Source organism: Acinetobacter sp. F-1, assembly GCF_022869025.1.
GTDB classification, from domain to species: domain Bacteria; phylum Pseudomonadota; class Gammaproteobacteria; order Pseudomonadales; family Moraxellaceae; genus Acinetobacter; species Acinetobacter pseudolwoffii.
Genome location: NZ_JAJKFX010000001.1, coordinates 179,495 through 191,605, shown reverse-complemented (window position 1 = coordinate 191,605; position 12,111 = coordinate 179,495). Strand labels below are relative to the sequence as shown.

Here is a 12,111-nt window from a genome sequence, read left to right as displayed (position 1 = left end):
CGCGAATGTTCGACATGAATATGCCAATTGGTATTTGTGCCTGAGAATGCAGACCTGATAGTCATAAAAAGCCCCTAAAAATCAGTTAAAGTACCTTTATAAGATTTAAGCTATTAGCCAAATAAAAATCAGGGATATGTTATGACTACGACGCGCTATGCCAATATTTTAACACCACTTCATCTGGGTTTCACCACCATTAAAAACCGGGTGGTAATGGGATCGATGCATACTGGTCTGGAAGATCGTTTTTATAATTATCCTAAACTGGCAGCTTATTTTGGCGAACGTGCAAAGGGTGGCGTGGGTCTGCTGATTACGGGTGGAATATCACCTAACCGTCAAGGCTGGTTATTGCCGGCAGGCGGTACCATGAATACCTTGGGCGATATTGCACCACATCGTCTGGTGACACATGCAGTGCATAAGCATGGTGCTAAAATTCTTTTACAGATTCTGCATGCCGGACGTTATGGCTATCAGCCTTTTGTGGTTTCAGCCAGTCCGATTAAATCGCCAATTTCTCCTTTTAAACCGCGTGAAATGTCAGATAAACAGATCCTGAATACTATTCAGGATTATGTGAAAACTGCCAGCATTGCCAAAAAAGCCGGCTATGATGGCGTGGAAATCATGGGTTCTGAAGGCTATTTGCTGAATCAGTTTTTAAGTCGTCATGTCAATCAGCGTACTGACCGTTGGGGCGGCCCGATTGAAAACCGGATGCGTTTTGCCGTAGAAATTGTTAAAGCGATTCGCGCTGAAATTGGTGAGAAATTTATTATCTGTTTCCGTTTGTCGCTTCTCGATTTGGTGCATGATGGCAATACTATGCAGGAAGTGATTACCGTAGCTAAAGCATTGGAAAAGGCCGGAATTACTTTACTTAATACCGGTATTGGCTGGCATGAAGCGCGTATTCCGACTATTGTCACTTCTGTGCCGCGAGCAGCTTTTGTCGATTACACCGCTGAAGTCAAAAAACATGTTTCGGTGCCAGTGATTGCGTCTAACCGCATCAATATGCCAGACACTGCCGAAGCGATTCTGGCTTCCGGTCAGGCAGATATGGTACAGATGGCACGTCCGCTTTTGGCAGATGCGTTCTGGGTCAATAAAACAGCAACCAATCGTGTTGATGAAATTAATACCTGTATTGCCTGTAATCAGGCCTGTCTGGATCATACCTTTAAAAACCAGCGGGCAACCTGTCTGGTCAATCCGCGTGCCGGTTATGAAACTGAACTGGTCTATGTCAAAACCAAAAAACCAAAAAGTATTGCAGTGATTGGCGGAGGAGTTGCCGGTTTATCAGCAGCAACAATCGCTGCTAGCCGTGGCCATGATGTGACGCTATTTGAAGCCAGTCACGAAGTAGGCGGGCAGTTTAACTTGGCTAAAGTGATTCCGGGGAAAGAAGAATTTCACGAAACTATTCGCTATTTTAAGGTGCAACTGGAAAAAACCGGAGTAGATGTACGTTTAAATACCCGAGTCAATCGCGAGCAGTTGGAGCGTGAAGGTTTTGATGAAGTGATTGTGGCTACAGGTGTCGTGCCACGTGCCTTGAATATCGAAGGCAGTCAGGCACCACAAGTCTTGTCTTATGCAGAAGTGCTACGTGGCGCACCTGTCGGTGATCGTGTTGCGGTCATTGGCGCAGGCGGGATCGGTTTTGATGTGTCCGAGTTTTTATTAAAGCCACCGCATCAAATACAGCCGCAACCTGTAGATGAATGGAAGCGAGAGTGGGGTGTTGATGCACATCCAGATTATGTGACTGAAGGTGGGTTACAGCGAGCTGAAGTAGAACCTCCGGTACGGGAGATTTATCTGTTACAGCGTAAAAAAACACCACTTGGTGCAGGACTGGGCAAGACTTCAGGCTGGGTACATCGTGCCCAGTTAAAAAAACATGCAGTGCGTATGTTGCGCGGTGTGCAATATAAATCTGTTACCGATGAAGGTTTATGGATTGAGGTCGATGGTCATGCTCAATTATTGCGTGTGGATAGCATTGTGGTATGTGCAGGTCAGGAGTCGGTGAAAGACCTAATGCCGATTGCCGGGGAAAATACCTTGGCGCAGTATCATATTATTGGCGGTGCAAAACTGGCAGCTGAACTAGATGCCAAGCGTGCTATTCGTGAAGGAGCGGAATTAGCAGCAAAATTGTAAGAATTTGATGAAACTATATGCAGTTGGCTACCTTCACTGTAATTTTCACTTGTCAGTCGGGTAAAAGCTCCGTATTATTGCGCACATGGAAGCGTGGCAGAGCGGTTTAATGCACCGGTCTTGAAAACCGACGAGGGTGTGAGTCCTCCGTGAGTTCGAATCTCACCGCTTCCGCCAAATTTTAAAAACCCCAATCGAAAGATTGGGGTTTTTTTATTGCTGATGAATTTTACAGAATGATTTAAAATAAACGGATCTTAAAGAGGTTCGATATTTAAAAAGTCGATAATTTATAAACAGATATTCTTCAATTGCATACTTCAATCTTAATCAGAGCCAGAGCAATTCTTTCCACATGCTGATAAGCAGGTTGCTCTAATTCTTCACCAAAAATATCCGGATCAATTTCCTCATAAGACCAGTGAATATTTTGATGCTGCTGCATCAGGTCTTGCAGATACTGTAAAAATCGATTGCCATTTCGTGTGATGGTAGCGCCGGTATATAAAAATAAACGGCCGCCTGAATTTAGCCTTTGCAGGCCTTGTTTTATAATTTTAAAAGATAATTCATTGCCATCGAGCTCATTACCTCCGTGTCGATATTGCCGTTGCTCAGGATCAATTAAATAAGGTGGATTGGCAAAAAACAGGTCAAACTGACCTTCAAGATTGGAAAATAAATTGCTCTGTACAGGAGAGATTGAAGCAAAACCCGAAAAATCAATGTTGAGCTGACTATAGAGCAAGGCTTTGGGGTTTAGATCTGCTACAAAGATTTCCTCATGATCCGGAAAGTATTTGGCGATACTGATGGCAGCAGCAGAGGTGCCACAGCATATTTCAGCAGCCCGTTTGAAAGGGCGAGGTTCGGTGGCTAGATATTGCTTGAGATGATAGACAAAGCGATAAGTATCGGGACCAAAAAAAACAGCATCCTGTTGTGTGGTCGGAAAGGAAGAGTGAATAAAGAGTTCACCTTCCAGTGAAGCGACTCTGACCAGACTGGTGTATTGCTCATCCTGAACCTGTAGAAGTTGCTGTTTTGCCAGCAAGGAAAAAAGAACCGGATCAAGATCGGTTTTGCTAAATTCCAGATTCCAGCCAAATATATCCTGCAGGGTTATTTCCTGATTTTTCTCGTTTCTTTTACGATCTAAAATCCGTTGATGCGACAACGGGGTAATGGCTGTGAACTGATAGTTTTGTTGTTTTAAAAACGCTAGTAAAAAATGCAGAGCATGTTGCTGGTGATTCTGAATTTCTAAAATCTGGTTCATAAGCGTTGCTCTTTGGTTTATTTAAAATCAATACAAAGCTGGATAGACGTTGAATCCCATATAAGACCATGACCAGATCAGCCATTCGCGATGCGTTCATTCAATAGAAATGAATCAGCTTCATCTTCGCCTGAAATGCCAGAATTTTAAGTAAAAAACTGATGTGAATTGGTGTGATTTTTATAGCTGTTTTTAAAAAATTATCTTCTGATAAAGCTTCTGTCTGCTTTTATTCTCGATTCATAAAAAATGGCTATTCATCAAAGTGATTAATAGCCATGATGGGTGAGAGCCTTAAAACTTAGTGAGGCACTTCTGGTAAATCAAACCAGATCACTTGCGCATCATCGATGGCTTGAATCGCTGAGTCATCCAGAAAAGCAATTGCACCACCCGCCTCAACTCTATGTTCTGCAATCTGCACAGTGCCAGAAACTACATGAATATAATTGATCTGCTGGGTGGTCTGCACTTGCAAACTTTGACCTTGCTGAATTACCGCAGTTTTGACTTCAGCATTCTGACGAATATGCATCGGCGCATTGCCATTCGGTCCACAAATCAAATGCCACTGGTTGGGCTGCTCATGCGGATCCAGGCGAATTTGCTGATAATTCGGTTTGGCATCCTGTTCATTGGGAATAATCCAGATTTGCAGTAAATGTACCTGTTCATCACCCTGATTCATTTCACTATGACGAATACCTGTTCCGGCACTCATGAGCTGCCATTCACCGGCAGCAATGCCGCCATGATTGCCCATGCTGTCCTGATGAGTAATGGTTCCTTTCAGTACGCAGGTCAGGATTTCCATATTGTCATGGGGATGGGTTCCAAAACCCTGATGCCCAGCGATTAAATCGTCATTAATAACACGTAAGGCACTGATCCCCATATACTTGGGATCATACCAGTTACCAAATGAGAAGCTGTGCTTAGACTCCAGCCAGCCCATTTTTACATGACCACGATTTTCGCTAGGATGTAGAAAAGCCTTCATGATTTCATCTCGATCTTATTTTCAACTTGAGATCATCATACTGTTGTTTTAAGCTCAAAAAAATCTCAAATGGGCGACATATCATTGCATTTTTGCAACGATATATCAGCTTAAAATCAAGTCATAAAAAAGCCCACTGAAAAGCGGGCCATTTTATTCAAAGCATTTTACGGATCATTATTCCAGGAAACGAACAGTTACGCCAGATTTGACTTTACGGCCAAGATCATTGGCATCCCAGTTGGTCAGACGGATACAACCGTGTGAATAGGATTTAGAAATCATGGACGGATTCGGTGTGCCGTGAATACCAAATGATTTTTTGTTGAGGCCAATCCAAACATTACCGACCGGGCCGTTTGGACCTGGTGGTAGAGACAGTGGTTTGGTGTTTTTACCTTGAACAAAGTTACTTGGCGAGTAGCTATACCAAGGATTTGGTGCAACGCCGGTGATTTTATAAGTGCCCGTTGGTGAAGGCGTACTGGTATTGCCGATACTGGCAGGGAATGAGCCGATCATTTGATTTTTACTGTTAAATAAGTACAGTTGTTTGGCACCTTTATGTGCAACAATCAAGTGAATACCTTCTGGTAGCTCATTACGAACATTGGTCACCAGAATCTTTTGGCCGACTTTGTTAAAATTAGCACCTGGATTCAACTTCTTCAGGAAGTTTTCATCCATATGGAACTTTTCACTGAGCATTTCAGATGCGCTGGTGTAGTACAAACCTTTCATTTTCGCCTGTAGCGCATAATCTGAAGGAATCGATTTGGCAAATGGCCCGGCCAGATCTTTTTCAGTGATGGTGTATTCTACAAAGGTCGGCTTGGAACCCTGACGTGCCACCAGTTTGTCCCAGGTTTCCTGCGTCAGTACGCCATTTGGCTTGATGCCATTCATTTGCTGGAAAGACGCAATTGCTTTCAGTGTGTTCTTGCCGCTGGTACCATCAATCGCACCCGGTGAAGCGTGAGCATTGTTGAGCATGACATGTGCACGTGCGTAGACCGGAAATTGACCTGCACCAATGTTTTCATACCACTGGGCATTGTTTAAGCCGTCTAAAGTCCACGAAGCTTTGGTCGCAGCAGAGTTCGTCGGGGCCTTGGTATTTGGCGCTGCACCAATATCAGCAGATTGATCTTCGGTATCTTGTAGCTCATTCAGTGCTTCAGAGGCCTGATTTAAGTCTTGTTGTTCTTGCGCCGTAATTTTGGCTTCAGCCGGTGCTTGGGCGGCTGAAGCTTCAGTCGCGAGTGGATCAATAGGATCCTGGACTGAAACATCGGTAACAACTTGCGGGTTCAATGGTTGTTCAGCAGTAGACGCAGCAAAAACAGTACCTGCGAAAATGCAACCTAAACTCACAGCGAGCATTGTGCGAACGAACATGTAAATCAACCTTAAAATTATTTCTTTAAAAATGTGAAAAAACACTATAAGTATTACAGAAAAAATGTGGAGATGCAGTAGTTGTTTTGTGTAAAACATCACATTTGGCCGCTTAAGCTGATCGGTTTTTAAAGTCAGCAGAAGTTATTAAAAATACAACCTTTTTGTTATGATATGGCGAATATCAAAGATAGATAGGAAAGTAAATGACGACCTTAAAAAATGATCGTTTTCTGCGCGCCTTGTTGCGTGAACCTGTAGATGCCACTCCGGTATGGATGATGCGTCAGGCGGGCCGTTATTTACCAGAATATCGCGCAACGCGTGCTCAGGCAGGAGATTTCCTTTCTCTTTGCAAAAATACTGAACTGGCCTGTGAAGTGACCTTACAGCCTTTACGCCGTTATGATCTGGACGCCGCGATTTTGTTCTCTGACATTTTGACAGTGCCTGATGCTTTAGGTTTAGGATTGTATTTTGAAGTGGGTGAAGGGCCTAAATTTCATAAAACAGTCCGTACCGAGCAGGATGTCGCAAATCTGCCAGCCTTTAATGCAAAATCGGATCTGGATTATGTGATGAATGCAGTGTCGACCATTCGTTCAGCCTTGGGTGGCCAGGTTCCTCTGATCGGTTTCTCTGGCAGTCCGTGGACCTTGGCGACTTATATGGTAGAAGGCGGTTCAAGCAAAGATTTCCGCTTCACCAAAAATATGATGTATGCACAGCCTGAAGTGCTGCATGCTTTGCTGGAACGTCTAGCCGATGCCGTGATTGATTATCTGAATGCGCAGATTGATGCAGGTGCACAAGCGGTACAGATTTTTGATAGTTGGGGCGGCGCACTGGCACATCGTGAATATATTGAATTCTCGCTCAACTATATGAAGAAGATTGTTACTGGCTTGCACCGTGAAAAAGATGGCCGCAAGATTCCAGTAATTCTGTTTACCAAAGGTGGCGGTCAGTGGTTGGAACCGATGATCGCTACAGGCGCAGATGCCTTTGGTCTGGACTGGACCACACCACTGGATGTAGCACGTCAAACCGTTGCGGGTCGTGCTGCGCTTCAGGGTAACCTCGACCCTGCGACCTTATATGGTTCATCGGAAACTATTATTAAGGCGACCAAAGCCATGCTGGATGATGCTTATGCCAATGGTGAAAAAACCGGTTATGTAGCAAACCTCGGCCACGGCATTACCCAGTGGGTCGATCCAGCCAATCCAAAAGCCTTTATTGATACCGTACATGAGTATAGTGCTAAATATCTTTAGGATTTAAACCTTGATCGATCTATTCAAATCAGGGTTTGAATTTACCTATAAGGCAGCTTCGGCTGCCTTATTTGGGATTCTACTCCTGCTGGCGTTTGCACTCACTGCTGCCATGGGCAGTGATCTGTTTTACGGTTTTTACCGTTATGACTATCTGTTATTTTTTGCCCTGCTCATTCAGGTGCTGCTGCTTTATACCAAACTGGAATCCTGGGCCGAAGCCAAAGTGATTGCGCTGTTTCATCTCATGGCCATGGTGATGGAAATCTTTCTGACCCATCCTGCGATTGCCTCCTGGTATTATCCACAACCGGCAATCTTTAAAATTATGACCGTGCCTTTATTTGCCGGTTTTATGTATTCTGCGGTCGGCAGTTTTTTTGCGCGTTCCTTGCGTTTATATCAGGTCTCATTTGAAAAGTTGCCAGGCTTTCGCCATATGTTGCTGCTGGCGGTGTTGTCTTATATCAACTTTATGAGCAAGTTTTTTATTCCTGACTATCGCATGCTTTTATTTGTCTGGAGCGTGCTGATGTTCTGGAAAACTAAAATTCGTTTTCAGTTGAATCAGCACGCTTTTCAGTTGCCAATGTTACCGATCTTGCTGCTGCTGGCCTTTATCATCTGGATTGCCGAGAACATCAGTACCTTTTATCAGATCTGGCTCTATCCAAGTCAGATTGAACAATGGCATATGGTGGGCTGGGGCAAACTCGGGTCCTGGTATTTGTTGTTATTGCTGAGTCTGGTCTTGGTACTGAAGATTTTAGGGCAGCGCAATTTACATGGCGACTGGACGCTGAAAGAGTAATGGAATTATTCAGGTTATGTTTATGTAAAGCATGCATTTTTTCGATTGCGCCAAACCTGACTTATCGCTACTCTGCTGAGTGTGTAAGTCAAATTACATAATGAGAGTAATAACAAAGATTGCATGAGAATAACTGGAGAATAAGTATGTTGAAAAAAATTATGCTGGCGGCAGTATTAGCGACTGGTTCAAGTATGGCGATGGCTGACCGAGATGTCGGCTGTGGTATCGGAAGCCAGGTATGGGCAGGGCAGACGGGTATTATTCCTAAACTTTTAGCTGGTACCACCAACGTTCTTTTCACGAATCAATGGCTTGGGATTACATTTGGTACTTTAGGTTGTAGCCAGGGCGGGACAGTGACTGCTCAAGTGGTGACCTTTACCAATGAAAATGCTGAAGCACTGGCGCGTGACATGGCAGTTGGCGAAGGTGAAAGCCTGAATGTACTGGCTGAACTGCTGAATATTAAATCTGAAGACAAAGGCCGTTTCTTTAGTGTTTCCAAACAGAATTTTGCTGAAATTTATTCTGAGCAAAACCAGAATACACTTCAAGTTCTAAGCTCATTACAAACGGTGATGGCCAAAGATGAAGTATTGAAATCTTACATCTGATCCGCACTTTGAAAACCCTGCTGCTCTGGCAGGGTTTTTCTTATGACTCAAAGAAATTGACGAGAATAAGTTAACTGAATGAAATATGCGTTCTTCATGTTGGGACTGGCCTTCAGCCCCTTAAGTTTTGCAAGCGAAATTAATCCAGATATCCAGCATTATCTTGATCAGGCCGCAAGCAAAGGTCTGGATCAGAGCATCACCTGGCAGCGTCTGATGTATGCCAATTCGAAAGGCCAGAGCGAAGTCGATTATTCAGGCTATTTTCTGGCAGAACAGGGCCAGAGCAATTTAAAAAAAGAAATACAGCATAATATTCAGGCTTTATTCTCGACTGCAGCACCGAATCAGTCCGTGCGCTGTAAGTTTCCGGCCCGCAGCAGCTGGTTAATGCAGCAGCTGGATATTTCCGAACAGCAATTGCCTGAAGTGAGCTGTCCCGAGTTTGATCAATGGATTGCTGAGGTCAAGCCTTATCAGGCCACGCTGATTTATGCCACGGACTTTATGGGCAATCCCAGCTCGATGTTCGGGCATACCTTATTACGTCTGGATCCCAAAGATCAGCAACAGCTCAACCTGATTTCCTATGCAGTCAACTATGCAGCAACTGTCGATGGCAATGACAACTGGTCCTTTGCCTGGAAAGGACTGACCGGGCAGTATCCGGGTGAATATTCCTTGATGCCCTATTATCGCAAGGTTAAAGAATATGGCGACTTTGAAAGCCGGGATTTGTGGGAATATGAATTAAATTTAACTCCGCAAGAGACCCGGTTTCTGGTGCAGCATCTTTGGGAAATGCAAAAGGTGAGTTTCCCTTATTATTTTATTAATGATAATTGTGCTTATCGCCTGTTGGGTCTATTCGATCTGGTGCGTCCGGAACTGAATTTACAGCAACAGTTTAACTCGACTGCAATTCCAATCGAAACCTTAAAAGTGGTGGAACAGCAGGGCCTGATTAAACAGAAAGTGTATCGTCCGGCCCTGGAAACGCAGTTGCTGGCGCAGTCCAGACAACATGGTAAAGCTTTGGCAAAAACTGCGCATCAGCTCGCTTATGCGGAAACAGTCGCAATGCCTGCGATCTTGCAAGCTTATCCGGCAGAGGATCAGGCTAAAATTCTGGAAATGGCCTATGATCATTTGTATCTGGATTTTCTGCGCCAAAAGATAGATGAGCCTTTTGCCCAGCCACGTTTTCGCAAGTTGCTGGGTTTAAGAAGCCAGCTGGATATCGAGAAACAGCGTGCAACACCTCAGCGCCCGCACACAGATCCAGTACAAAGCCATCATGCGCGCAATATCAGTATTCAGGCCGGACAGGTTCAGGGCGAATCCTTTGTTCAGCTTGGACAGCGGCAAGCCTATCATGATTTGATCGATCCACAGGGTGGTTTGCGTACGGGGACACAACTGCTGTTTCTGGATGGGGCATTACAATATCGTGATAGTGAACTCAAACTGGAACATCTGGAGCTGCTGGCAGTCAATTCTTATAATCCGATTAATCCATTTAATACGCCCTTATCCTGGGGTTTTAATCTGGGCTGGAAACAGGAAGCATTAGATAGCCATGGTCAGTTTAGTGAAGAGCAGCAGCATGGCGTCGCCAGTTTAAAAACCCAAGTGGGCTATAGCTGGGCAAATACGAGCCGCGAACATTTATGTTATGCACAAATGCAAAGTCAGGTGCAGGCGGGTAAGGCACTTGATCAGGGCTGGCGCGTGGGAGCAGGGCCGACCTTGGGTTGTCAAAATATCTGGAATGATCAGATCAATAGTATGGTACAAGTAGAACTGCCTTACTGGGAAGATTCACACCGCTGGCATTTAAAGCTGAATACCCAATTGCAGTATGCATTTACGGCACAAAATGCAATTCGCCTGTCATGGGAATATCAGCAGCAACAGGATCAAGACTGGGACCAATGGAGTCTGGGCCTGATCCGTTATTTTTAATGTCATTCAGACTAAAGATGCGCTCCATATCAGTACTTTAATGATTTGCTCATCCCGCTTTTTGTGTGAAAAATCGATCAGCCTGATCAAAATAATCTTAGCGATATATCAGTTAAATTTTTTTAATTTTGTTATATTTGTCACATAATGTTAATACAAATTGCAATATTTGGGGAATAGGCTGTATGAATAATGAATGCATGGCAATGCTGGCCGAACAATGGAAGCAGATTTGTCAGAATTATTCAGCAGATGATCTATTGCATGCCTTCCAGTTCATTCAAGATCATTCTCAGGTACTGGTTGAAGAATTCTATAAAAATATGCTGCTCGAACAAGAGTCGGCACATTTTTTAACCGATGAACTGGTGCAAAAACGTTTACGCAACACCCTGATTCAATGGTTATCAGAAAGTTTTAGTGTGCCAATCAATAAGCGCTATGTCGAAGCAGTGCAAAAACAGAATATCGTGGGACATGTACATGCGCGCGTGGGCATTCCATCCTGGCTGATCATGCGCGGCATCCGTGAAATTGAACGTAAAATGTTTGAATTGCTGAGCCTGAACCCCCAGCCAAACATGCTGACAACCTGTAGCTATATTATACAAATCATGGGCTTTGCCACTGAAATCATGTGCCGTTCTTATGAAGCCAAAACTGCCATGAATCAGGAAATCAAACACAGTTACCGGGTTTTTTCTGCAATGCAGGATGTGGCGGTACAAAAAGATAAACAGCGCAGCTCACTGCTGGACTGGGAAAATGAACTGATGTTCAAGGTCTTTTCTGGTCATATCGGCTTGAAGCATCCGATGCTGTCCAAGTCTGAATTTGGTTTATGGTTCATACACAAAGCCTCCTATGCCTTTACCGGTTCCGATCAGGTCGACCTGATTATTGAGCGGATTTATCAGGTCGATGCACTTAATCAGGCCATGCTGAACTGTACGGATAAAAATAATGCGCTGGGCTTAATTCAGCAAATTCGTGACTTCAATCGTGAGATTCAACTGCTGGTCGATCAGTTATTTCAGGTTGCAGAATATATTGAATCAGGCAATGATTCATTGACCCAGCTCTTAAATCGCCGTTATTTAAATACGGTGATTTCCCGTGAAATCACTTTTTCCCGTAAAAATCATACGCCTTTGTCTTTACTGGCCATAGATGCCGATTTCTTTAAAAGCATCAACGATAAATTTGGCCATACCGCAGGGGATTTGGCGCTTAAATTTATTGCCGAGGCATTGCAAAAATACAGTCAGGGCAGTGATTATGCATTCCGGATTGGCGGTGAAGAGTTCTTATTGTTGTTAGTTGATACGGATCAGCAACGTGCCTTGAATATTGCCGAAAGTATTCGCAAATATGTTGAAAATGGCATGATTAACACGACGCAAGGACAACAGTTTACAATCACCATCAGTATCGGCTGTGCTCTATATGATGGACATCCGGATTATCAGCGCTTTTTGGATGCTGCAGATACGGCATTATATATGGCAAAAAATACCGGCCGTAACCGGGTCTACATGGCACAGCAGCCTATGACGCCGGCAGGACATTCACTTACTCAAAAATAG

9 protein-coding genes and 1 tRNA gene are annotated in these 12,111 nt (G+C 44.0%); 7 read left to right on the top strand and 3 right to left on the bottom strand.

The window, feature by feature from the left end:
• Positions 1–141: 141 nt before the first annotated feature.
• Together LOZ91_RS01020 and LOZ91_RS01015 are read left to right on the top strand one after the other, a co-directional pair.
• Positions 142–2,178 carry an NADPH-dependent 2,4-dienoyl-CoA reductase gene (locus tag LOZ91_RS01020; RefSeq protein ID WP_244782516.1) on the top strand — a complete coding sequence of 679 codons (2,037 nt, stop codon included), beginning with the start codon at positions 142–144 and terminating at the stop codon, positions 2,176–2,178.
• An 87-nt stretch (positions 2,179–2,265) separates the two neighbouring features.
• Positions 2,266–2,355: transfer RNA gene (locus LOZ91_RS01015), tRNA-Ser, on the top strand.
• A gap of 130 nt (positions 2,356–2,485) precedes the next feature.
• Here LOZ91_RS01015 and LOZ91_RS01010 read toward each other — a convergent pair.
• The 3 genes from LOZ91_RS01010 to LOZ91_RS01000 form a co-directional block, all read right to left on the bottom strand.
• Positions 2,486–3,457, bottom strand: coding sequence for a class I SAM-dependent methyltransferase (locus tag LOZ91_RS01010; RefSeq protein ID WP_244782515.1), 972 nt, complete (start codon positions 3,455–3,457; stop codon positions 2,486–2,488).
• 301 nt (positions 3,458–3,758) lie between these two features.
• Positions 3,759–4,457, bottom strand: coding sequence for a pirin-like bicupin family protein (locus LOZ91_RS01005; RefSeq protein ID WP_244782514.1), 699 nt, complete (start codon positions 4,455–4,457; stop codon positions 3,759–3,761).
• 177 nt (positions 4,458–4,634) lie between these two features.
• Positions 4,635–5,855, bottom strand: coding sequence for a L,D-transpeptidase family protein (locus LOZ91_RS01000; RefSeq protein WP_005171817.1), 1,221 nt, complete (start codon positions 5,853–5,855; stop codon positions 4,635–4,637).
• Between the two features lie 206 nt (positions 5,856–6,061).
• Here LOZ91_RS01000 and hemE point away from each other — a divergent pair, with 206 nt between their 5' ends.
• From hemE to LOZ91_RS00975, 5 genes are all read left to right on the top strand, one after another.
• Positions 6,062–7,132 (top strand): uroporphyrinogen decarboxylase, encoded by a 1,071-nt coding sequence (gene hemE, locus LOZ91_RS00995; RefSeq protein ID WP_005096398.1) that lies wholly within the window; start codon positions 6,062–6,064, stop codon positions 7,130–7,132.
• A 10-nt stretch (positions 7,133–7,142) separates the two neighbouring features.
• Positions 7,143–7,943, top strand: coding sequence for a DUF817 family protein (locus tag LOZ91_RS00990; RefSeq protein ID WP_005096399.1), 801 nt, complete (start codon positions 7,143–7,145; stop codon positions 7,941–7,943).
• A 146-nt stretch (positions 7,944–8,089) separates the two neighbouring features.
• The gene (locus tag LOZ91_RS00985; protein WP_159138021.1) at positions 8,090–8,560 is read left to right on the top strand and encodes a DUF3015 family protein; all 471 of its coding nucleotides are present in this window, start codon (positions 8,090–8,092) and stop codon (positions 8,558–8,560) included.
• Between the two features lie 78 nt (positions 8,561–8,638).
• Positions 8,639–10,525, top strand: coding sequence for a DUF4105 domain-containing protein (locus LOZ91_RS00980; protein WP_244782513.1), 1,887 nt, complete (start codon positions 8,639–8,641; stop codon positions 10,523–10,525).
• 185 nt (positions 10,526–10,710) lie between these two features.
• On the top strand, positions 10,711–12,111 hold the full coding sequence (locus LOZ91_RS00975) for a diguanylate cyclase (RefSeq protein WP_244782512.1): 1,401 nt from the start codon (positions 10,711–10,713) through the stop codon (positions 12,109–12,111).